This window comes from Hyalangium gracile, from assembly GCF_020103725.1.
Taxonomy (GTDB): Bacteria; Myxococcota; Myxococcia; order Myxococcales; family Myxococcaceae; genus Hyalangium; species Hyalangium gracile.
Genome location: NZ_JAHXBG010000009.1, coordinates 35,347 through 56,654 on the forward strand (window position 1 = coordinate 35,347; position 21,308 = coordinate 56,654).

Genomic DNA, 21,308 nt, shown 5'->3' on the forward strand with positions numbered 1-21,308 from the left:
GCCTGAGCCGGCCGCCCATGCCCCCTCGCAAGCTGCCGCGACACCTCAACTGGCTGGAGGCCTTCGCGGCCGCCGTCGAGGCCGGCAGCCTGGAGGGCGCCGCCGAGCACCTGGGCGTCGCCCGCTCCGTCGTCAGCGAGCACATCCGCGCCCTCGAGGCCTCCCTCGGGGATGGCGAGCCCCTGCTCGAGCGCGGGCCGGGCCGCCGCCTCCACCTCACCCCTCGCGGCCAGCGGCTCTACGCCGGCACCCAGACGCCGCTGCACCAGCTGGACCTCAAGCGCCTGAGAGACCTGGCCAGCTCCGAGCCCAGCCTCCGCCTGGGCCTCAACCACACGCTCTCCACCATGCTCCTGCGCGACATCGCCCGGGACGCCGCCCAGGCCGGCATCAAGCTGGAGATCGGCTTCGGCGGCCCCTTCGAGCTCGTGCGCGAGGTGCAGACGGGCCAGCGCGACGTCGTCATCGGCTTCACGCCCCTGCCCTCCCACCGGGGCGTCGAGGCCGAGTCCCTCATCAGCCTGCCCTTCGTGGTGCTCGCCGGCCCAGACACGCCCCTGGCCGCCCGCGCCGGGGCGCGCAAGGCCCTCCAGGTGAAGGACCTCGAGGGCCAGTCCTTCGTCGACTGGCTCCGGGATGATCCCTACGGCGGCGCCAACAGCGCGCGCTTCGCGGCCCACGGCGTCACCGTTCGCGAGGTGGCCCGCGTGGAGAGCTTCCTCCACCTCTTCGATGTCCTCCGCGCCTTCGGGCAGGCCTGCGCCGTCGCGCCGGACCTGCGGCCCCTGAGCCCCTTCCCTCCCGAGCTCCACGTCTGGCCGCTCCAGGAGGAGCAGCCCCAGCTCATCGAGGTGGTGGCCCTCTGGCCCACCGGCGCCCACAGCGCGGAGACCCGCCATGTCCTCCAGGGACTGCGACGGCGCCTGGGGCAGAAACGTCGGAAAACCGACTAGAACTTCGAAATTTTACGGATTTCCGTCCCCGCCTTCCGGCCTTACCTTCCTTGGGTCGACTGGAGGAGCGCGCATGACCCCGACGGAGAGGACCCTGGCCCGCCTGCCTGCCCACCTGCGGCGCTACGTGGTGGGACAGGACTACGCGTCCTATACGCCGCGAGACCACGCGGTGTGGCGCCACATCCTCCTCCGTCTGCGCAACCACTTGTCGGACAAGGCCCATTCCGCCTACCTGGACGGGCTCGAGGCCACCGGCATCAGCGTGGAGCGCATCCCCAGCCTGGATGAGATGAACGAGAAGCTGGCGCGGCTCGGCTGGGGCGCCGTGGGCGTGCGCGGCTTCATTCCTGGCGCGGTGTTCACCGAGTTGCAAACCCTGGGCGTGCTGGCCATCGCCGCGGACATCCGCACCCACGAGCACATCCAGTACACGCCCGCGCCGGACATCGTCCACGAGAGCGCCGGCCACGCCCCCATCATCGCCAACGCGCGCTACGCCCAGTACCTCAAGCGCTGCGGCATGACGGGCTTCAAGGCCATTGCCTCCGTGGAGGACCTGGCCATCTTCGAGGCCATCCGCAACCTCAGCGTGGTGAAGGAGGATCCCGCCGCCACGAAGGAGGAGGTGGAGCATGCCCAGGCGCGCCTGGACGCCGCCAACAACAGCAGCCGCTACGTGAGCGAGAGCACGCGCGCCGGTCGCCTCTACTGGTGGACGGCCGAGTACGGCCTGGTGGGCAGCCTGGAGAACCCGCGCCTGTACGGCGCTGGCCTGCTGTCGAGCATCGGCGAGGCCGAGCACTGCCTCACCCCGGCGGTGAAGAAGGTCCCGCTGACCGTCGCCTGCACGGAGACCGAGTACGACATCACCCGGATGCAGCCGCAGCTCTTCGTGGCGCGCGACTTCGAGCACCTCTTCGAGGTGCTGGAGCAGTTCGAGGCCTCGATGGCCTGGAAGCGCGGCGGCGACTACGGCCTGCACGAGGCGCTGCGGGCGCGCTCGGTGAACCACCTGGTGCTCTCGGATGGGCGCGAGGTGACGGGCAAGGTGATGGAGCTGACCGCGGGCCTGCGCCCCGTGGCCGAGGGGCTGGGCACCGCGCTGGTGCACCTGGAGGGCCCCGTGCTGCTCTCGCACGAGGGCAAGGCCCAGGGCAAGCCGTGGACGGGCAACGCGCTGGTGGCCTTTGGCGCCGGCACGCTGCCGGAGCGCGGCGAGTTCCAGCTGGAGCTGGCCAGCGGCCTGCGCCTGAAGGGCTTCGCGGTGGGAGACGGCGAGGTGCTCCACCTGCAGGGGTGGCTCGGCGAGCGGAAGCTGGAGCTGCCGTCGGTGTCGCGCCTCTACCTCAGCGAGCGCGTGCCGTCCGTGGCGGGCGGCCCCGGGGATCCGGGCACGTGGGACCACTGGTTCGGAGAGCTCAACGCCTTCGCCGCGGGCGATGGCGAGGCTCGGGCGCGGGCGCGCAAGGCCGAGTCCCTGCCCAAGCCCCTGGCCGCGCTGTATCGCGAGGTGCGAGCCCTGCGCGAGTCGGGTGACGTGCGGCCCGACCGCCTGGAGCAGCTCGTTCGGGCCGCCAGCGCGTTCCCGGACGAGTGGCTGCTCCATGAAGAGGTGGCGGAGCTCCGTTCCTCCCTCTCCCTGCCTCCCGTGAAGAGCGCGTTCACCGAGCAGCGCGCCCACCCGTAGAGGTCCACCCCGCGCTCACCCCGCGCGGCTCAGCTGAGGATGGGCTGGCAGATGGCTTGCTGGCACTCCAGCGCGCCGCAGCACCCCACGCTGCCTCCACAGGCAGCGCCTTCCGGGGCACAGGTGGAATCCGGCGCGCCCGCGTCCGGCGTGGACGAGCCTCCATCCGGCGACGAAGTACCTCCGTCCGTGGCAGATGGTGATCTTGTCCTTGGCGTCATTCGAGTCCGCCGTGGCCCCACCGTTGAGCGCCCCATCCCGGAGCGTCGGGCTGGAGCCGTCCTCTCCCAGGGTGCCGTCTCCGCGCACATGGGTGGACCGGCGCTCCCGAAGGACTGCTAGGACACCGCCATGAATGACGCCGACACCTTCCTCCGCCTCGCCTTCGCCCAGGCTCCCGCCGCCGAGGCCAACACCGCCATCTCGCGCACCCGCGAGGAGCAGGGAGACCTGAAGAGCTACGAGCTCATCCTGCCCGCCGAGAACGTCCGCGCCTTCCTGCTGGAGCGCACGCTGCCCAGGCTCGTGGACTACCTCGAGTCCGTCGGCGCGAAGCTGCCCGGCTGCGGAGGCGTGTTCCTCTCGGTGTTCGCCGGGGACACGCTCCACTTCATCCACGCGCGGGACGCCATGCGGCTCCTGTCCGAGTGGAGCGGCCTGTCCCTGGAGGAGGTGAGGCAGCGCTACCGCCCGCGCTAGCCTCGGCGCTCGAGAGCTTCTGTGCGGCACCCGAGAGACGGGTAGGCTGCCACGCCTTCCGTTCTCGGAGATCCTCATGCGCCCTGTCCACCGCCCGCTGCGCTCTGCCCTCCTCTGCCTCTGTCTCCTCGGTGCTCCGGCCCTCGCGGCGCCCCCGAAGACGGAAGCTGCCGCCAGCCCCGAGCTGTCCCGGCTGCTCGCCACCTTCCTCGGAGACACGCCGATGCTGAGCGATCTCCAGTCGCTCACCGACGAGATCGGCGGAAGGGCCACGGGCTCCCCCGCCAACCTGCGCTCCGTGGAGTGGGCGCTCGCACGCTTCCGCGAGGCCGGAGTGGACGCCCGGAAGGAAGCCTTCCAGATGCCCTCGCTGTGGCTGGAGCGCTCGGCGCGAGCCACCGTGCGCGGAGAGGGCGTCACCTACGCGCCCCGCCTGGCGGCCATGCCCTTCTCCACGGCCACGCCGAAGGGCGGGCTCACGGCGCCGCTGCTCTCCGTGGGAAAGGGAACGGCCCAGGAATTCCAGGCGCTCGGGGCTCGGGCACGCGGGGCCTGGGTGCTCGTGGAGACCGAAGAGCTGAAGGACATCGAGGGCCTGTTCCGCGAGTACAAGGAGGACGCGGCCATCGAGCAGCTCGCGTATGGCGCGGGCGTCGCGGGCGTGGCGTACATGGGCTCGCGCTCCGACAACCTGCTCTACCGCCACAACGTGGCCGCGGGCGAGCGCAACAAGCTGCCCATGTTCGTCATGGAGCGTGATGGCGCGCTGCGCGCGGTGCGGCTGCTGCGGAGCGGCAAGGCGCTGACGCTCACCGCCGACATCGAGCTCCAGTCCGGCCCCGCCTACACGAGCTACAACGTCATTGGCGAGCTGCGCGGCACCACCCGGCCGGACGAGGTGGTCATCATCGGAGCCCACCTGGACTCGTGGGATTTGGGCACGGGGGCCCTGGACAACGGCGCCAACGTGGCGGTGCTCATCGACGTGGCGCGCCAGATGAAGCGGCTCGGCATCAAGCCGGCGCGGACGCTCCGCTTCGCCCTGTGGAACGGCGAGGAGCAGGGTATGTACGGCTCGTGGGGCTATACGCGCACGCACGAGGCGGAGCTGGACAAGCACGTGATGGCGACTTCCGTCGACATGGGCTGTGGGCGCATCACCGGCTTCTTCACCGGACGCCGCCCGGAGCTGCCGGCCCTGGTGGACCAGGCGCTCGCGTCGGTGAGCGGGCTGGGGCCCTTCACGCAGGTGGATGAGCCCGTCGTCGGCACGGACAACTTCGACTTCATGCTGCACGGCGTACCCAATCTGGTAGCCAACCAGCTGCCCGAGTCCTACGGCCCCAACTACCATGCGCGCTCGGACGAGCTGGACAAGTGCGACGTGCGCCAGCTGCGGCTCAACGCGGCCATCATCGCGGCGCTCGCCCATGGCTTCACGCAAATGGACGCGAAGCTGCCCCGCCACTCCCGCGCGCAGGTGGAGGAGCTGGCCCGCACCTCGGATGTGCTCGAGGCGATGAAGTCCTTCGGCGTCTACGAGGACTGGATGGCCGGCAAGCGAGGGCGGAAGTAGTACCTCGGGAGGAGCGAAACGCCACCGCGCCCCAGGCATCTTCCCCGTCGCGGCATGTCATCCACCCCAAGAAGGAGCCGAACCGATGATCGATCTCTATACCTGGGCCACACCGAATGGCTGGAAGATCTCCGTCACGCTGGAAGAGCTGGGGCTGCCCTACACGGTGCACCCCATCGACATCAGCAAGGGCGTGCAGAAGCAGCCGGACTTTCTGAAGATCAACCCGAACGGGCGCATCCCGGCCATCATCGACCGCGAGGAGCAGGACTTCGCGATCTTCGAGTCCGGGGCGATCATGATCTACCTGGCGGAGAAGACCGGGCGGCTGATGCCGACGGACCGCAAGGGGCGCTCGCGGGTCATCCAGTGGCTGATGTTCCAGATGAGCGGCGTCGGGCCCATGCAGGGGCAGGCCAACGTCTTCTACCGGTACTTCCCGGAGAAGATCCCCGCGGCCATCCAGCGCTACCAGAACGAGACGCGGCGGCTCTACACGGTGCTCGACACGCGGCTGCAGCAGAGCGAGTACCTGGCGGGGGACTTCAGCATCGCGGACATCGCCACCTGGGCCTGGGTGCGCGGCTACAGCTGGGCGGGCGTGTCGGTGGAGGGGCTGCCCCAGCTGCAGCGCTGGCTCGCGGCCATCGAGCAGCGGCCCGCCTCGCAGCGCGGGCTGAAGGTGCCCCACGATCTCAAGCTCGACAATGCCGCCACGCAGGAGAGCATGCTCAAGGGCGCGCAGACCATGCTCCAGCGCTGAAGCGGTCCCGGGCGGCGCCGAGGCTCGGAGCGGCACCTCGCCAGTCCGCGATTCTCCCGGGGACTCCTCTGCGCGCTCGGTGACCACCGCAGCCGGCTGGAGCGATGGCAAGGGGTCATCACCGGAACGAGTCAACGATGTAGACCGATGCCTTGGAGAATTCGAGGAGGGCGGTCCCAGGCTCCGAGCCTGGAAGCTTCCGAAGCTGCCCCTTGGCCAGCCGGGCGACCGCGCAGATGGGAACTTTTTCCCCGTCAGGCGGGTGAGCCTCGTAGTACCGGACAACGGCGTGCGGACCACTCGTCCAGACCCGTCCATAGAGGCGCGTCACCGCTGGCAAGATGCCGAGTTCGTCATTCAGCATGCTCTCCACGGGGCCCTCGTACAGCGTGATAGGGCTGACATCGGTCTGGTTTACGTCGAGTTCCACAGAGGCCGCATCGCCCACACGGAGCCGAAGGATCCGCATGGTCGTGAGGGCATCCCGGGAGCACTCTTCCGGTCCTGGGGTCCCGTCGGACCGCAGAGCGACACCACCTGACGTCGTCGAGCACGCTGAAGCCGTGCCCAGAAGGGCTGCAGAGACAAGAAGCACCACTCGGGCTGGAGCCATGGTGAGGAGGACGTATTACCGCAAGAGGGAAGGGTCCAATTCGACGATGGCTTCTTTCAAGCCGTCTTGCCGGAAGATTTCGAGTACGAGCCGCTCGGGCCCTCCGGCGGCATCAAAGGCATGCCCGTCGATGACGAAGGCCACCCGCCCACGCGTCCCCTCATGCAAGAAGGCTCCGCTCGTCCGCATCGCAAAGGGCCTCCTCTCCTCTTTGGAAGTCCGCAGACGCGCTTCGAGAAGGCTCCAAGGCTCTGGGTTGCCGTTCCGTACGCTGAGAACCACTGCTGCTTTGTCACGACTCCTGCTGGTGTAGACGAAGACCTGGATCTCGGTGCCTTCTCCCTCGTCCTTCAGCAACCAGGACTTCCGCTCTCGAAACGGTGTCATCTTGATGGCCCCCTTCGCGAGAAGCGAGGCGAGGGCATGGTCGATCGTATCCTCCTGCTCGAGTTTCTCGAACTTCTCCCGGTAGATGCGCTCCATGACTCGCGCCTCGGCCAAGGATGCACGCATGTATCTGTCGTGATCGCGGTCCCGCAGCAGATTGACCTGATGATCAACGCTCGCGTTATCCGCTGTCACCGTGAAGGGCCATTGCGTCCCGTCCACCATCGTCACCACAAGCGGAATGCGGTCCTCCGAGGTCAGGTCGTAGAGCGGCACCAGAACCACCACGCGACCGGCCACGCCTGGAGGTTCAAAGCGGCCTTCCCAGCCTTCTAGCTTTGTGCGCCTCGGGTCCACGTCCGTCTCGAAGCGAAGGACCGTGGCGACCTCTCCAGCAACGTAGATCGGACGTGCACGCTGATCGGGTCCGTTCGGAAGGATGACGTTCCGAACCCGGAACTCGCGGTCCTTGGCACTGGCGGCAGAGGCAACGAGAAGCCCCAGCAGAATGAACCGGCATGGCACGACGAGCCGCATGGTGAGGAAACCTACTGGATTGGCTTCCCGGCGTCCAACCCGCTGGAGGACTTGCTGATGAGGCTGCTTGTCGGCCTCCTCTTCAGGACGTCGTCTCGGCCCTCTCACAAGGAGCGGGTGGCGATCTCCGTCAACTCCTCTTCGGTGAGCACCAGGGGGTTGGCCTTCATGCTGCTCGCCACCCGGGCCTTCTCCACCAGCCGAGGCACCTCCGCCTCCGTCAGCCCGTAGCGACGCAGGCCCGGCACGCTCAGCGCCTGGCACAGCTCCTTCACCCAGGTGATGGCGTCCTCCGCCTTCGCATCCATCCTGCCGGTGAGCACCGTGGCCACGTCCAGGAGGCGAGCCACCGCCGGATGCTGGGGCGCACGAGCCCGCAGGGCCCGCAGGTTCACCTCGAGGCTGGCCGCCAGCAACGCCGCGCACACCGCCCCGTGCGGCGCATGGAACATGCCGCCCATCGGCGCCGCGAAGCCGTGCACGGCGCCCAGGCCCGCGTTGGCCAGGCACAGCCCACCGAAGAGGCTTGCCAGCGCAAGGTCCTCCCGCGCCGCTGCGTCAAAGTCCTCCAGCACCGCGCGCCGCAGCGAGCGTGCCGAGCGGCGCATCCCCTCGCGGGCCAGCGCGTCCGTGAGCGGGTTGGCCCGAGCGGAGAGGAACGGCTCGATGAGCTGGGAGAGCGCATCCAGGCCGCTGGAGGCAATCACCGGCTTGGGAGCCCCCGCGAGCAGGTCTGGATCCACGATGGCCACGCGCGGCAGCATGAGCGGGCTGCGCAGGCTGGCCTTCACCTTCTCCTCCCTGGCGCCCAGCACCGCGTTGCGCGTCACCTCCGAGCCCGTCCCCGCCGTGGTGGGAATGGCCACCAGGGGCACCGAGGGCTGCGTCAGCGGCCTGCCCCGGCCAATCACCTCCAGATAATCGAGCGGGTCTCCGCCGTTGGCGGCCAGCGCCGCGATGGCCTTGCCCGCATCCAGCACGCTGCCTCCACCCAGCGCCACCACGGTGTCACAGCCGGCGGCGATCGCCGTGGCCGTGCCCTCGCGCGCCAGCTCCAGCGTGGGCTCGCTGTCCACCCGGAACAGGACGGTGGACAGCCCCAGGCGGTCCAGCCCCTCTCGCAGCGGCGCGGCGCGGGCCGGCGTGCTCCCGGTCACGATCATCACCCGACGCCCGCCCAGGGCACGCACCACCTCGGGGGCTTCCGCCATGCGCCCCGCACCGAAGAGGACTCGCGTGGCGGTGGCGAACTCGAAGGCCAGCTCGGTGCTCATGTCACCACTCCGCGTCTTCCGGGAAGCAGTTGACGTACTTCCGGCTCGTGCGGGGCTCCGCCATCATCGGCGCCACGGCGTCCCGCCACTTCAGGTAGTGCGCCGTCTCCTTGTGCGCGGCCGGCGCGGTGGGCGTGCGGTACGCCTCGACGAGCACGAAGCGCGTCTTGTCCTCGGTGTCCTGGACGACGTCGAAGCGGGCAATCCCCGCCTCCTTCACGCTCTCGCGGGCGTTGGCCAGGGTGGCCTCGCGGAAGGCGTCGACGTACTCGGGTTTGACATGCACGTGGACGTGCACGACCAGCAGGCTCTGGGGCATGCGTCCAGGGTAGCGCGAGCCCGGTCCGCCCGGAACCACCGGCCGGTTCAGGACCAGAGTATTCTCGACAGGATGCGTTTCCTGCTCAGCCTCCTCCTGCTCTCCACCGCCGTGCAAGCCGAGCCCGGCGACGCCGCGCCCCGCGCCCCCTCGCGGGAGGAGCTGGCCCGATACCCCTGGCTGGCCAAGGACGTGAAGGTGCGTCCGCTGGAGGCCACCTTCCCGGCGCCTCCGGGCTACACACGGGTAGCCGTGGAGCCGAGCACCTTCGGGGCCTGGCTGCGCGGCCTGCCGCTGCGTCCCGAGGGCACACCGGTGCGCGACTTCCAGGGCGGCCAGGTGCTGGCCGGAGATGACTCCCGGCTCGCGGCCGTGGCCGAGCTGGAGGTGGGCACGGCGAACCTCCAGCAATGCGCGGACTCCATCATCCGGCTGCATGCCGAGTGGCTCTGGGCCCAGGGCCAGAAGGAGCGCATCGCCTACCGCTTCACCAGCGGAGACCTGGCCTCCTGGACGCGCTACGCCGCCGGGGAGCGCGCGAAGATCTCCGGCTCGAAGGTGAAGTGGGTCCGCGGCGCCAACGCGGACAGCTCTCGCGCGGCGTTCCGCTCGTACCTGGACCTGGTCTTCACCTACGCGGGGACACTGTCGCTGCAGGCGGAGAAGAAGCGGCCCTCGCGCGAGGACGTGCGGCCCGGGGACTTCTTCGTGCTCGGAGGCAGCCCGGGCCACGCCGTCCTGGTGCTGGACGTGGCCGTGAACGCCGAGGGGAAGCGGCTCGCGCTGCTCGGCCAGGGCTTCATCCCGGCCCAGGACTTCCAGGTGCTGTCCCCCGCCCAGGACGGCCCGTGGTTCTCTCTGGACGGCGAGGAAGTGGCCACTCCCTTCTGGAAGCCCTTCCCCTGGTCCTCGCTGCGCCGGCTCTGAGCGGGAATAGGAGGAGGTGCCGCCTGTTCGGCCGCCCGCCCCGGGTAGACGAAGCCCACCCGGTCCGCTAACACCCGCCTCCCCCTATCCCCCGGAGACCCATGAGCCTCAAGTCCCTTGCCCGTCACTTCTGGGCCCCAGGCGCGCTCAGCGTCCTGCTGCTCACCGGCTGCGCGACGGCGCCGCGCAAGCTCGGCGTCGAGGTGAAGAACTTCGACACCAGCGTCCGCCCGCAGGATGACTTCTACCAGTACGTCAACGGCACCTGGCTGAAGACCACGCAGATCCCCGCCGACAAGGCCCGCTACGGCACCTTCGTCGAGCTGCTGGACAAGAGCGAGGCCGCCCTCAAGGCCATCATCGAGGAGACCGCGGCGAACCCGAACGCCAAGGACGGCAGCGAGGCCCAGAAGATCCGCGATCTCTACCTCAGCTTCATGGACACCCAGCGCATCGACTCGCTGGGCGTGGAGCCGATCCGCGCGGAGCTCCAGCGCGTGGCCGCCCTCAAGAGCACCGAGGAGCTGCCCGAGCTGTTCGCGGAGCTCTACCTCGCCGGCGTGCAGACGCCCATGCTCGTGTTCGTGGGGCAGGACGCAAGGCAGACCACGCGCTACATCGTCTACGCCACCCAGAGCGGCCTGGGCCTGCCGGACCGGGACTACTACTCCAAGCAGGAGCCTCGCTTCGTCGAGGTGCGCGCGGCCTACCAGGCCTACATCGAGAAGCTGCTCACCCTGGGAGGCCAGCCGGACGCGGCCGCCGCGGCCCAGGCCATCGTCGCCCTGGAGGCGAAGCTGGCCGAGAAGAGCTGGGACCGAGCGCGCAGCCGCGACCGCGAGGCCACCTACAACCTCAAGACGGTGGCGGAGCTGGATCAGCTCACCCCGGGCTTCTCGTGGCCGCGCTACCTGAAGGCGCTGGGCGCGGAGAACACTCCGGGCGTCGTCGTCCGCCAGCCGGACTACTTCCAGGCCATGGCGGCCGTGCTGAAGGAGACGCCGCTGCCGGTGCTCCAGCAGTACCTCACCTACAAGGTGCTCGACGAGAACGCCGAGCTGCTCGGCAAGCCCTTCGAGGAGCTGCACTTCGACTTCCGCGGCCGCACGCTCCAGGGCCAGCAGGAGAACCGCCCCCGCTGGAAGCGCGGCGTCGCCATGGTGGAGGCCGCCCTGGGCGAGTCCGTGGGCAAGCTCTACGTGGAGCGCCACTTCAGCCCCGAGTCCAAGGAGCGGATGATCCAGCTGGTGAGCAACCTGCGCGAGGCCTTCAAGCAGGGCATCGAGCAGCTCGACTGGATGAGCCCCACCACCAAGGCCAAGGCCCAGGAGAAGCTGTCGAAGTTCGGCGTGAAGATCGGCTACCCGGACAAGTGGCGGGACTACTCGAAGCTGCAGGTCGTCGCCGGGGACATCGTCGGCAACATGAAGCGCGCCACCGCCTTCGAGGCCCGGCGCAACTTCGACAAGCTGGGCAAGCCCATCGACCGGACCGAGTGGGGCATGACGCCGCAGACGGTGAATGCCTACTACAGCTCGTCGATGAACGAGATCGTCTTCCCGGCAGCCATCCTCCAGCCGCCCTTCTTCGATCCGGCGGCGGATGACGCGACCAACTATGGCGCCATCGGCGGCGTCATCGGCCACGAGTTCAGCCACGGCTTCGACGATCAGGGCTCGCGCTCGGACGGAGACGGCAACCTGCGCAACTGGTGGACGGACGAGGACAAGAAGGCCTTCGAGCAGCGCACGGCCGTGCTCGTGGAGCAGTACGGCGCCTTCAAGCCCATCGACGCGATGGCGGTGAACGGCAAGCTGACGCTGGGCGAGAACATCGGCGACCTGAGCGGCCTGACGGTGGCCTACCGCGCCTACAAGCTGTCGCTGGATGGCAAGGACGCCCCCGTCATCGACGGCTTCACCGGGGACCAGCGCTTCTTCTTCGGCTGGGCGCAGATCTGGCGCACGCTTTTCCGCGACGACTTCCTGCGGCAGATGCTGCTGACGGACACGCACTCGCCGAGCCCGTACCGCGTCAACGGCGTGGTGCGGAACATGCCCGAGTTCCACCAGGCCTTCGGCGTGAAGGAGGGCGACGGCGCGTGGCTGCCGCCCGAGCAGCGCGTGAAGGTCTGGTAGCGCTCCGCGCCTCGCGTGGGTCCACCGCTCCTGGGTGGGCCCACTCGGCGGGCAGGCTCAGAAGTCCTGGATGCGGTCGGCCAGGTTCGAGTGCTCGACGAACTGGTTGACGTTGCCCTGGATGCCGGCGATGCGGCGGTTGCGCTCGATCTCCGCCGTGTCCACCACGTCCAGCTTGTTCCACTGGCGCAGCACCGACTCCTCCTCGGGGGCGATGCGCTTGTTGTACTCGGCCGAGAAGTAGAACATCGCCCGCGCCACGTTGCCCTTGTGCTCATCGGGCGGCTCGAAGACCTTGCGGCCCTGGGCGTCGGTGCCGAACTTCGCCCCGCTCGGGCTGCTCCACTGCACCTTGTCCACCTTGCCGAACGGGAAGCTGCCGCGCGTGCTGTTGGCCCGGCTGTCCGTGGGGTACAGGTGGTGCAGGTCGCTCTTGGCCGCGCCCGTGGCGCCCTTGGACTGCGGCCAGGTGTGTTCCACGTTCATGTCCGAGCTGTTGGGGATCTTCCCGCCGTTGATCTCCCGGTGCGTGTACACGTCGCGAACCTTGCCGTTGCGCACGTCCAGGTCGGTGAAGATGGCCTTGCGCGCCTCGTTGTAGCTGAGCACGTGCTTGCCGTCCGAGGAGGCCTGGATGGCCTTCAGCAGCGCCGTGTCCCGCAGGCCCTGGAACGGATCGTCCGTCTGCGGCGGCTCGGTCGGCGGCTCCTGCGTCTCGCCCGTGCCCGTCAGCTCCAGGTCCCACGCCTTGAGCGTGCCCACGTCCTGCTTCGCCGTGTCCTTCACGGTGAGCTTCCACTCGCCCTGGGTGGGCTCGCCCGCGAAGCCGCTCAGGTCGAACTTCGCCTTCAGGTTGTCCGCCGAGCCGCCCTCGCGGTCCGCCAGCGTGAGGCTCTTGCCCGAGGGGCTCGTCAGCGTCACCACCAGGTCGCCCCGGTAGGTGTGGGGGATGTCCACCGAGAGCGAGCCGCCCTTGAGCTTCAGCGCGTCGTTCACCCGCAGGGTGGACTCCACCTGGGAGCTGTCCGGGATGGCGAGGTTCGGAGTGGCTCCGGCGCGAACCGTCTGCTCCGTCTGCCCGGTGGCGCGCGTGGCCTTCGGGGCCGACGGCGCGAAGCTCGAGCCGAGCCGCGTCAGCGTGGACGCATCCGCGCGGGGCTGGCTCGCCGAGAACGACGAGCGGTCCGTCGAGCGGGCCGAGGCGGCGGTCGGGGTGGAACGAACGGCCTCCCTCGAGGACGGCGTCACGAGGGGGCGGGGCTGGGAGCGCTGGAGGCTGACGGAGTTCACAAATCAGTTATCGGGGTGGAACACCTACAGTTGCTTCCATCTCCCGACGTTTTTCGCAATTTCCCTTCCAGTGCTACTGGAGTGCGCCCCGAAGCCGGGGAGTGCACTCGTAACCGCTGGGAATTGCTCAGAAGGCCAGGCCTATGCCGGCATGCGGCAGGGCCGTCACGCCCTCGGCCCACATGAGGGCCATGCCCCCGGAGAGGAAGATGCCCACGCCCGGTGTGGACAGCTCCAGGGAGGCGCCCGCGCTGGCGCTGGGAAACGCCCAGTACGCCCGCTCGGGGCTGTCGTAGCGGGAGAAGCCCGCGGCGACGTCGAGGAAGAGGCGGTGGTTGGGCCCGGTGATGGTGGCCATGCGGAGCACCGCCTCGGCGGTTCCCAGCACGGGCCCCTCCTCGAAGCGGAGGTCCTTCACGACGAGCACGCTGCCGCCCAGCTCGATGCGAGGCGCCAGCACCACGGTGTAGCCCAGCTGCATCCCCAGGCCGCTCGAGGCGCCGTCCGTGGAGAGGATGCCTCCGCCGACCACGCCGATGCGGAACTTCTGGCAGATGCCGTAGTGGGTCCGGTAGCAGAGCGGATCCTCGGGGACGCTGCCTCCTCCTCCTCCTCGGGAGCGTCCCCGGCGCTGTGCGAAGGCGCTCTCGGGCAGGAGCACCATCAGCATCAGTCCCAGCCAGCACAGCGCCCAGAGGTTCGTGGAGCGAGCTTTCACCATGGGCGTAGTATTCCACAATGTCTGGGAGTTCCGCTTCCTCCCCCCTGCATGCCGCGGCGCGGCGAAAGGCTCACGTGAGCGCCAGCACGGGCGCCCGTACGGAAAGGGGCTCGCGATAGAGTGGATCCGGTGAGCGAGCGGACTCCGAGCCACAGGGGCGCTGCCGTGGGAGCGATCCTGGTGGCGCTGGGTGTCGCTGGGCTCTGGTTCCTTCTGGGGGATGCGCCGCGGGAATCGCTCCCGGCAAGAGGCGCGGGCACCCCGACCGTCGGGGCGACGCCCGGCCCCTCGAAGGCCCCGGCCTCCCGACAGAAGCCTCGTGCGGCGAAGCCAACGGCTCCCTCCGAAGCGCAGCCGGCGAGGCGCCCCGAGGGCGTGCTGGAGGTGGAGGTCCTCTCCGCGAACCAGCCGCTGCCCGGCGCCCAGGTCCAGCTTTACGAGCGCGAGCCGGCGGACCTCGCTTCCTTCCCGGCGCGGTGGACCGGCAAGCCAGGAGGCGAGACGGGCGCGGACGGGCGATGGGTGCTGCCCGTCGCTCCCGGGAGCTACTACGCGACGGCCCGCGCGCCAGGGCTCGCTCCCGCCTACGCCACCGTGGTGCATCCGCCGGGCTCGGCTCGGACGCGGGTGCGGCTGCTCCTGGAGGAGGGCGCGGAGCTGGTCGGCACCGTCCTGGCGAAGGGGACGGGCGAGCCCGTGTCGCTCGCGGAGATCATCCTCACACCTCCCGCGTTGCCGGCCAGCGGGAGAAACCGCCCGGATGCTCCCGAGGAGGAGAGCCTGGTGGCCACCAGCAGCGAGACGGGGGAGTTCCGGTTCTCAGGGCTGGCCATGGGCCGCTACCGCATCGAGGTGCGCGCGCCCGGCTACGTCACGGAGGTGCTGCCCTCGGCACCGGTTCCCTTTGGAGGCCGCATCACGCTGCTGATGTCCCTCGGGGGTGAGCTCGAGGGCACGGTGCTGCGCGCGGACGGACAGCCTGCCGTCGAGGCGGAAGTGCAGGCCGCCACCTTCGAGCAGGAGACGACGGTGCTCACCGACGACGAGGGACACTTCTCCTTCGAGCTGCCCCCGGGCTCCTACTCCCTGTCGGCGCGAAAGGGCCAGGAGTCGGGAGCACTGGATCAGGTGGTGAAGCTGGCCGTGGGACAGCGTGTCCAGGGCCTGCGCCTCCAGCTCGGCGCGGGAGCGTCTGTCTCCGGGAAGGTGATTCACAAGGATGGGACGCCGGTCCTGGGCGCGGGGGTGATGGCGATGCGCGAGAGCAACTGGAAGACCCACAGCCCGGTGGCGACGGACGAGCGCGGTGCCTTCTCCATCTCGTCGCTGCCAGCGGGTACCTACGACTTCCAGGTCCTCATGCCCGAGGGCACGGACTTCCGTACCGGCTCCGTCACGCTGGCCACGGGCGGGCATGCGTCCGTCACGCTCACCGCCGAGGACGAATCGAGCGGCGGCATCCACTGCCAGGTCCAGAGCCAGAACCAGCGTGCCCTGAAGGGACTGCGGGTCCGGGCAAGCGCATTCCAGCCACAACCGCCCGTGGAGAACACGCCCGTCAAAGGCATCACGGACCGCGGGGGCCATGCCCGCTTCCACCGGCTGCGGCCCGGAATGTACCGGGTGGAGCTGCTGGGCGAGGACGGCTCCGAGCGCGTGTCCCTGCCCGTGCTCGTCCACGAGAACGGGATCGCCCCCTGTGTCTTCTACGTCGACGCCTCGGACGAGCCCCGCCCCTGGATGGCCACCGTGGAGGGCCGCGTCCTGCAGCGCTCGGGCGAGCCTGCCGGTGAGCCCGTCGTGATCGAGTTCTCCGAGTGGCCCGCGCCGCGGCGCTTCCTGTCGGACGCACAGGGAGGATTCCGGCTCACCGTGTCTCCATCGAAGCACACGGTGCGCGTGTTCCGGCAACGCGTCGTCCAGTGCGCCACGGGTCAGCAGCAGGTCGAGCTCGTGCGCGGTCCCAACCCGGAGCTCATGCTCTTCCTGGACGAGCGTGAGCCGGATCTCCGGCTCCGGGTGCTGGATGTGGATGGAGCGCCCGCCAAGGGGATGCTGCTGAAGGTGCTGGTCCACGCCGGGACGAACCATGCCGAGTTCGTCCAGACCGATGATCAGGGGCGCCTGGACATCTGTCTTCCTTCCGGAGCTTCGCCGAGGCTGCCCGCTACCCGGGTGACCGTCAGCTCCTTCGACGCGGCGCGAGCGGTGACGATCGACGCGGTGAGCGGCGGCAGGCAGCTCACCGTCCAGCTGCGTGCCCTGCCCACCCTCCAGGGGCGGCTCGTCCACGCGCGAGGGGCGCCCATCCAGCAGGTCATGCTGAACATCCTCTCGCCCGAGTCGATGAATCCCCTGAAGTCCTACCGGTTCGCGGGAGATCGGTTCGAGCTCCCCGAGTTCCCCCTGGGCCCGAACCTCCTCGTCGTCAACGCGGATGGGATGAGGGCCGCGCTCTTGCTGGATCTTCAGCCCGGCGAGCGCAAGGTGCTGGAGCTCCCCGTGTATCCAGGGGTGTCGATGCGGGGACGGTTCGTGGACGCCGTTACACGGCAACCCGTGCAGGCCCAAATCGTCCCTCCGCTGAGTCGAGGCCGCTTCACCGAGCAGGACGGCCTGTTCTCCTTCCGCGATCTGCCCTCGGGAGAGCTCTTCCTCCACATCTCCCGACCAGGAGGCTCGAACCTGCTCCAGCGAGTGACGCTGGCGCCCGAGCGGGACAACGACCTGGGCGACATCCCGGTCCCCGCGCCGTGAGGTGGCTGGCGCTCACTCCCAGGGCGCGGCCAGCAGCTCACCGAAGCGCATGCCCAGCTCCATGCGTCCCACCATGGCCTGCCCCCAGGCATGGGCCACCGCGGGCCACGTGGCGATGTCGAGCCCCGCCGAGGCCATGGCCTTCATCGGATCTCCCATGCCCATGGCCTTCAGCAGCCGCACGTAATCCAGCAGCGTGGGCAGGGGCTTGCCGGGGAAGAGGACCTCGTCGTCGATCGGCTTCGCGGCGATGCGCGGGCGCAGCGCTCCAGGCCGTCCTCCCGTCTCACTGGTGCCCGAGACCGCCGAGAAGCCACGCTCCGCCGCCGCCGCCGCGCGCTGAGCCTCCATCACGCGCTGGGCCTCCTCCGCCGCCCGCCGAGCCTCCTCGGCCTGACGCTCGGCCTCCCTCGCCTGTCGCTCGAGATCCTTCCTCCGGGACTCCTCCACCCGCCGCTGCATCTCCTGCTGCCACTTCCAGTCCTCTTCCTCCTGCATCCGGTCGAGGCGCTCGCGAATCAGACGGGCCTCCGTGTGGAGCTCCTCCAGGAAGGGCCGCATCGGGGCCCGGCGATCGTCCTCCGGAGGAGTCGTCTTCACGCGCTGCTCGAAGCCGGGGAGCCACTCCAGGAACCACTTCACCTGCGGAGCGAGCCCGTCCTCCCCCGCCCGGAACGCGTTGGCCAGCGCCGCCGCCGCGTAGAACGCTCCCAGCGAGGCGATCAGCGGCTGCTTCGCCACCACCTCCTCCGCCGCCGAGAACACACTCCGCGCGTACCGAGGCAGCTCCTTCGCGGGAACGTCTCGCATCAAGAGATCCGCCTGCCGGGCGAACCCGTCGGGACTCACCCGCCACCAGGCCTCGAATCGCGCGACGGGGTCCTCGGGTGATGCGAGCTGCCGCTCCCACAGCTCCTGGTGCCACGGCGCGAAGACGGAGAGCAGGTCGGCGCGCTCGTCCGGGTGTTGCTGGAAGCGCTGCCACACCGCGTCGATGAGCTCCTCCCGACCCGAGATGGCGCTCCACTCGCGCACGGCCTTCCCGAGCGGCTCCAGCAGCGTCTCCCGTCCGGGCCCTTCCCACACCGCCAGCAGCAGGCGAGCCGCCTGTCCCTTCGGCTCCTCCCAGTCGCGGATGCGCGAGGTCAGCGTCATCAGCGTGCGCGCGAGCGGAAGGCCGCTCCCGGCCTCACGCGCCCACTGGTTCAGCAGCGGCTCCTGCTCGGAGCCCGCCAGCGCGAGGAAGCGCGAGCAGTACGCGTCATCCAGGAGCCTGGCGCGCTCGTCCGCGGACGCTCGTGTGAGCGCCTGGGCCGTGGCCTCCACGAAGACCCGCGCGGCCTGTCTCTCCACCGGTGGCTGCGCCGCCCAATGGAGGATGCGCAGCGCGGCCTCTCCCGGCAGCTCATGCATCACGGCATGGGCCCACGTGCACCAGAGATCCCGAGCCGCCGCAGAACTCTCGGCGAAGGGCTCCACCTCGATGAGCCGCAGGATCGCCTCCGGGAGTCGGCCCGGTGACTGCTCCGAGGCGGCAAGCACCGCCTTCAATGCCTCGAACGAAACGGGGCGCTGAAGCGTGGAGACCACATCCAGCGCGAAGTCCTTGCCCCGCTCGAGCACCAGCCGTCGGAAGAGCCGTGACGAGCCCTGCAAGGCCAACGCCCGGCGGGCCGCGGAGACCTGCTCGGCGTCGGTCGATTCGAGCGCCGCCATGAGCCCGGCCTCGTCCTTGAGGCACAGCGCGCACTCGAAGCGCACCTCGGGATCGGCATGGCCCAGCCCCGAGCGGAGGGCGAAGAGCACATCCACCTCGGGCTCCGCCCCACCCGAGGCCCGCACCCACGCAACGGCGGCGCGGGGAGCCAGCTCCGGCTGAGCCAGGGCCTTCCGGGCGAGCTCCCTCACCCGCGTCCACCCCTCCCGGTTGAGCCGGGCCCACCGCCAGTTCCTCCAGCGCGTCAGCGCGAGCATCGCCTCCAGCCCCGTCCGCCCCTCTTCTTGCAGCGCCGAGTGCACCGAGTAGAGCACCCCGGGAGCCGAGCTCCCCTGGCGCAGCAGGGCAATGGCGGCCAGCTGCTGCACGTGCCAGGAGGCGCTGTTCTCGAGCAGCTCCTCCAGCGTCGGAGGACGCTTCACGGAGCGAACCTCCGCGGCGAGCCGCTCGGGATCCGTCGGGAGCCTCTCGGCCAGCCGCTCCTCCTCCTCCTCGACGAAGCCCTCCTGCAGCAAGGAAGCGGCGCACAGGCGCACGTCCTCGAGCAGGGGCTGGACCAGCGCCCACTGCTCGGCGTACTGGCGCTCGAACAGCTCGGCCTGGGAGGGCTCCAGCTGAGCCACCCGCTGCGCCAGCGCGAAGCGATCCACACCCGCGCGCAGCAGCATGCGAGCCGCACCATGGCGCTCGACCGGAACCTCTCCGCAGCCACAGGAGGGGCACGCCCCCACGGGGGACTTGAAACGGAGGCACGCCGGGCAGCGGACCTCGCCGCCCCGGCGCACGGCACTCGTGTCGAACGCAGCCATGGGTTCCCTCTTACAGCATCCTTCGCGGGCGCCGCCGGGCACCTCTCCCCACCCTTCCCCCGCTCTGGGCGTTCACCGGTCAACCCTCACCCGGCCCGGAGGTGCCGGTCAGCGGAGGGATGTCAGAAACGTCATTAGAATGGAAAACCGGAATTTCCAAAAAGCAGAGGTGACTGATGCGTCTGTCGACCGTATCGAAGAGGGCCCTGTCCGGGCTGGCCGTGTCCCTGCTGATGGCGTGCCCGAAGAGCCCACCGGATGGGGACGATCCGAACAAGCCGTGCTCCAGCGGGGTGACGATGACGGCGGCCCAGGCGGCGCAGGAGAAGTTCGTCACCGTCGACAAGCCCATTCCGGGAGAGTTCATCGTCGTGCTGAAGGAGCCGGCGGCGGGGGTGCAGCCGCAGCCGGTGCAGGCGCTCTCGCAGCAGCTGACCACGCGGTACGGCGGCACCGCGTTCTCCCTGTACGAGCACGCGCTGCGCGGCTTCGCCAGCAGGATGACGGACGACCAGGCGAAGGCCATGTCCGCGGATACGGAGGTGGCGTACGTGCAGCAGAACCAGGTGGTCACGGCGTTCGAGTCGCAGCCCAACGCGACGTGGGGCCTGGACCGCGTCGATCAGCGCGACCTGCCGCTGGACAAGCAGTACAACTTCGGTGCCCGGGGCAAGGGGGTGCACGCGTACATCATCGACACGGGCATCCGCATCTCGCACAGCGACTTCGGTGGGCGAGCGGACGTGGGCTTCGACGCCATCAATGATGGGAACAAGGGCATCGACTGCAACGGGCACGGCACGCACGTGGCGGGCACGGTGGGCGGCAGCACGTACGGCGTGGCGAAGGACGCGCTGCTCCACGCGGTGCGGGTGCTGGGCTGCTCTGGCTCGGGCTCGACGGCGGGCGTGGTGGCGGGCATCGACTGGGTGACGAACAACAAGCAGCTGCCAGCGGTGGCGAACATGAGCCTGGGTGGCGGAGCGGACCGGGCGATGGATGACGCGGTCCGCAGGTCGGTGGCGGCGGGCATCACCTACGTGCTCGCGGCGGGCAACGACAACAGGGATGCGTGCGGCAGCTCGCCGGCGCGCGCGGCCGAGGGCATCACGGTGGGGGCGACGACGAACAGCGACGGTCGCGCCTCGTTCTCCAACTATGGCGGGTGCGTGGACATCTTCGCGCCGGGCCACAACATCACCTCGGCGTGGCACACGGATGACGGGGCCAACAAGACGATCAGCGGCACGTCGATGGCCGCTCCGCACGTGGCGGGCATGGTGGCGCTGTACCTGGGGACGCGCACGGACGCCACGCCCAATGACGTGGCCAAGGCGATGACGGACAACGCCACGCCGGACAAGGTGGGCTCGGCGGGCAAGTGCTCGCCCAACAAGCTGGGCTTCATGGGCTTCATCGCGCCGGCCGCGCCTCCGCCCGCGGCGCTGTGAGGAAGGACTGAGCCGTGCGAGGGGCCCCGGGTTCTCACGAGCCTGGGGCCTTCTCTTTTCGAGCCCTCCGCGTTGACCTACGGTGGTGGGCGAGGAGGAGGCGAGATGGCGCAGCGAATCCTGGTGGGCTTCAGCACCGTGCAGGGCCAGACGGCCAAGGTGGCGGAGCACGTGGCCCGGACGCTGCGGGCCGGCGGGGCGGAGGTGGACGTGCGGGATGTGGGCGAGATTCCGCGGGTGTCGCTCGCGGATTACGACGGTGTGGTGCTGGGGGCGAGCATCCACGTGAACCGGCACCAGCGCCGCATGGTGGAGTTCGTCCGGAGCCACCGGGAGGCACTGGCGGGCAGGCCCAACGCCTTCTTCTCGGTGAGCCTGACGGCCACGAGCGCCTCGGCGGAGCACCGGCGGCAGGCGGAGGCCTACGTGGAGGCCTTCACGAAGGAGACGGGGTGGAAGCCAGCCCGGGTGGCGCTGTTCGCGGGAGCCCTGCCCTTCACGCGGTATGGGTTCATCGTGCGCTTCGTCATGAAGCGCATCTCGCGGGCGAGGCTGGGCCCGCTGGACACGTCTCGCGATCATGAGTTCACCGACTGGGAGTCCGTGACTCGCTTCGCCGAGGAGTTTCTCCGGACGCTCGGCGCGTCCGGGACGCAGCCCGTGGGGAAGGCCGGGTAGCAGCCGTGG

General features: G+C 69.7%; 17 protein-coding genes. 10 read left to right on the plus strand and 7 right to left on the minus strand.

Going from position 1 to position 21,308, the window contains the following annotated elements:
* The first annotated feature begins 17 nt into the window (after positions 1-17).
* The 5 genes from KY572_RS19535 to KY572_RS19555 all read left to right on the plus strand — a co-directional run bounded on the left by KY572_RS19535 (position 18) and on the right by KY572_RS19555 (position 5,681).
* Entirely contained in the window at positions 18-953 is a 936-nt protein-coding gene (locus tag KY572_RS19535) for a LysR family transcriptional regulator (RefSeq protein WP_224244402.1), read from the plus strand.
* 73 nt (positions 954-1,026) lie between these two features.
* Positions 1,027-2,643 (plus strand): aromatic amino acid hydroxylase, encoded by a 1,617-nt coding sequence (locus KY572_RS19540; protein ID WP_224244403.1) that lies wholly within the window; start codon positions 1,027-1,029, stop codon positions 2,641-2,643.
* Between the two features lie 351 nt (positions 2,644-2,994).
* Entirely contained in the window at positions 2,995-3,342 is a 348-nt protein-coding gene (locus KY572_RS19545) for an STAUR_1299 family protein (RefSeq protein WP_224244404.1), read from the plus strand.
* Between the two features lie 76 nt (positions 3,343-3,418).
* A complete protein-coding gene (locus KY572_RS19550) occupies positions 3,419-4,918 on the plus strand; it encodes a M20/M25/M40 family metallo-hydrolase (protein ID WP_224244405.1) in 1,500 nt (499 codons plus the stop codon).
* A gap of 85 nt (positions 4,919-5,003) precedes the next feature.
* Positions 5,004-5,681 carry a glutathione S-transferase family protein gene (locus tag KY572_RS19555; protein WP_224244406.1) on the plus strand — a complete coding sequence of 226 codons (678 nt, stop codon included), beginning with the start codon at positions 5,004-5,006 and terminating at the stop codon, positions 5,679-5,681.
* Positions 5,682-5,799: 118 nt separating this feature from the next.
* Here KY572_RS19555 and KY572_RS19560 read toward each other — a convergent pair whose 3' ends face one another.
* The 4 genes from KY572_RS19560 to KY572_RS19575 form a co-directional block, all read right to left on the minus strand.
* Positions 5,800-6,150, minus strand: a complete 351-nt coding sequence (locus tag KY572_RS19560; protein ID WP_317987870.1) for a hypothetical protein — start codon at positions 6,148-6,150, stop codon at positions 5,800-5,802.
* A gap of 159 nt (positions 6,151-6,309) precedes the next feature.
* Positions 6,310-7,218 (minus strand): DUF2381 family protein, encoded by a 909-nt coding sequence (locus KY572_RS19565; RefSeq protein WP_224244408.1) that lies wholly within the window; start codon positions 7,216-7,218, stop codon positions 6,310-6,312.
* Positions 7,219-7,322: 104 nt separating this feature from the next.
* On the minus strand, positions 7,323-8,492 hold the full coding sequence (locus KY572_RS19570; RefSeq protein WP_224244409.1) for an iron-containing alcohol dehydrogenase: 1,170 nt from the start codon (positions 8,490-8,492) through the stop codon (positions 7,323-7,325).
* 1 nt (position 8,493) lies between these two features.
* Positions 8,494-8,811, minus strand: coding sequence for an antibiotic biosynthesis monooxygenase (locus KY572_RS19575; protein ID WP_224244410.1), 318 nt, complete (start codon positions 8,809-8,811; stop codon positions 8,494-8,496).
* 72 nt (positions 8,812-8,883) lie between these two features.
* On the opposite strand from KY572_RS19575, the gene KY572_RS19580 reads away from it, so the two are divergent.
* Together KY572_RS19580 and KY572_RS19585 are read left to right on the plus strand one after the other, a co-directional pair.
* Positions 8,884-9,738, plus strand: a complete 855-nt coding sequence (locus KY572_RS19580; protein ID WP_224244411.1) for a DUF4846 domain-containing protein — start codon at positions 8,884-8,886, stop codon at positions 9,736-9,738.
* A 101-nt stretch (positions 9,739-9,839) separates the two neighbouring features.
* Positions 9,840-11,876 carry a M13 family metallopeptidase gene (locus KY572_RS19585; RefSeq protein WP_224244412.1) on the plus strand — a complete coding sequence of 679 codons (2,037 nt, stop codon included), beginning with the start codon at positions 9,840-9,842 and terminating at the stop codon, positions 11,874-11,876.
* A 57-nt stretch (positions 11,877-11,933) separates the two neighbouring features.
* On the opposite strand, the gene KY572_RS19590 is transcribed toward KY572_RS19585, so the two are convergent.
* Both KY572_RS19590 and KY572_RS19595 read right to left on the minus strand, forming a co-directional pair.
* Positions 11,934-13,166, minus strand: a complete 1,233-nt coding sequence (locus KY572_RS19590) for an endonuclease (RefSeq protein ID WP_224244413.1) — start codon at positions 13,164-13,166, stop codon at positions 11,934-11,936.
* Between the two features lie 127 nt (positions 13,167-13,293).
* On the minus strand, positions 13,294-13,887 hold the full coding sequence (locus tag KY572_RS19595) for a hypothetical protein (protein ID WP_224244414.1): 594 nt from the start codon (positions 13,885-13,887) through the stop codon (positions 13,294-13,296).
* Between the two features lie 375 nt (positions 13,888-14,262).
* Between KY572_RS19595 and KY572_RS19600 the strand changes: the two genes are divergently transcribed.
* The gene (locus tag KY572_RS19600) at positions 14,263-16,644 is read left to right on the plus strand and encodes a carboxypeptidase regulatory-like domain-containing protein (protein ID WP_224244415.1); all 2,382 of its coding nucleotides are present in this window, start codon (positions 14,263-14,265) and stop codon (positions 16,642-16,644) included.
* A 12-nt stretch (positions 16,645-16,656) separates the two neighbouring features.
* Here KY572_RS19600 and KY572_RS19605 read toward each other — a convergent pair whose 3' ends face one another.
* Complete coding sequence (locus tag KY572_RS19605) at positions 16,657-19,170, minus strand: hypothetical protein (RefSeq protein ID WP_224244416.1); 2,514 nt, start codon at positions 19,168-19,170, stop codon at positions 16,657-16,659.
* A 176-nt stretch (positions 19,171-19,346) separates the two neighbouring features.
* Between KY572_RS19605 and KY572_RS19610 the strand changes: the two genes are divergently transcribed.
* On the plus strand, positions 19,347-20,621 hold the full coding sequence (locus KY572_RS19610; RefSeq protein WP_224244417.1) for a S8 family peptidase: 1,275 nt from the start codon (positions 19,347-19,349) through the stop codon (positions 20,619-20,621).
* 105 nt (positions 20,622-20,726) lie between these two features.
* Positions 20,727-21,299, plus strand: a complete 573-nt coding sequence (locus KY572_RS19615) for a flavodoxin domain-containing protein (RefSeq protein ID WP_224244418.1) — start codon at positions 20,727-20,729, stop codon at positions 21,297-21,299.
* The last annotated feature ends 9 nt before the right edge of the window (positions 21,300-21,308 follow it).

Coding starts and splice junctions, on each gene's coding strand:
- KY572_RS19535 (WP_224244402.1), top strand. CDS start 18: ATGCCCCCTCGCAAGCTGCCGCGACACCTCAACTGGCTGGAGGCCTTC.
- KY572_RS19540 (WP_224244403.1), top strand. CDS start 1,027: ATGACCCCGACGGAGAGGACCCTGGCCCGCCTGCCTGCCCACCTGCGG.
- KY572_RS19545 (WP_224244404.1), top strand. CDS start 2,995: ATGAATGACGCCGACACCTTCCTCCGCCTCGCCTTCGCCCAGGCTCCC.
- KY572_RS19550 (WP_224244405.1), top strand. CDS start 3,419: ATGCGCCCTGTCCACCGCCCGCTGCGCTCTGCCCTCCTCTGCCTCTGT.
- KY572_RS19555 (WP_224244406.1), top strand. CDS start 5,004: ATGATCGATCTCTATACCTGGGCCACACCGAATGGCTGGAAGATCTCC.
- KY572_RS19560 (WP_317987870.1), bottom strand. CDS start 6,150: ATGCGGATCCTTCGGCTCCGTGTGGGCGATGCGGCCTCTGTGGAACTC.
- KY572_RS19565 (WP_224244408.1), bottom strand. CDS start 7,218: ATGCGGCTCGTCGTGCCATGCCGGTTCATTCTGCTGGGGCTTCTCGTT.
- KY572_RS19570 (WP_224244409.1), bottom strand. CDS start 8,492: ATGAGCACCGAGCTGGCCTTCGAGTTCGCCACCGCCACGCGAGTCCTC.
- KY572_RS19575 (WP_224244410.1), bottom strand. CDS start 8,811: ATGCCCCAGAGCCTGCTGGTCGTGCACGTCCACGTGCATGTCAAACCC.
- KY572_RS19580 (WP_224244411.1), top strand. CDS start 8,884: ATGCGTTTCCTGCTCAGCCTCCTCCTGCTCTCCACCGCCGTGCAAGCC.
- KY572_RS19585 (WP_224244412.1), top strand. CDS start 9,840: ATGAGCCTCAAGTCCCTTGCCCGTCACTTCTGGGCCCCAGGCGCGCTC.
- KY572_RS19595 (WP_224244414.1), bottom strand. CDS start 13,887: ATGGTGAAAGCTCGCTCCACGAACCTCTGGGCGCTGTGCTGGCTGGGA.
- KY572_RS19605 (WP_224244416.1), bottom strand. CDS start 19,170: ATGGCTGCGTTCGACACGAGTGCCGTGCGCCGGGGCGGCGAGGTCCGC.
- KY572_RS19610 (WP_224244417.1), top strand. CDS start 19,347: ATGCGTCTGTCGACCGTATCGAAGAGGGCCCTGTCCGGGCTGGCCGTG.
- KY572_RS19615 (WP_224244418.1), top strand. CDS start 20,727: ATGGCGCAGCGAATCCTGGTGGGCTTCAGCACCGTGCAGGGCCAGACG.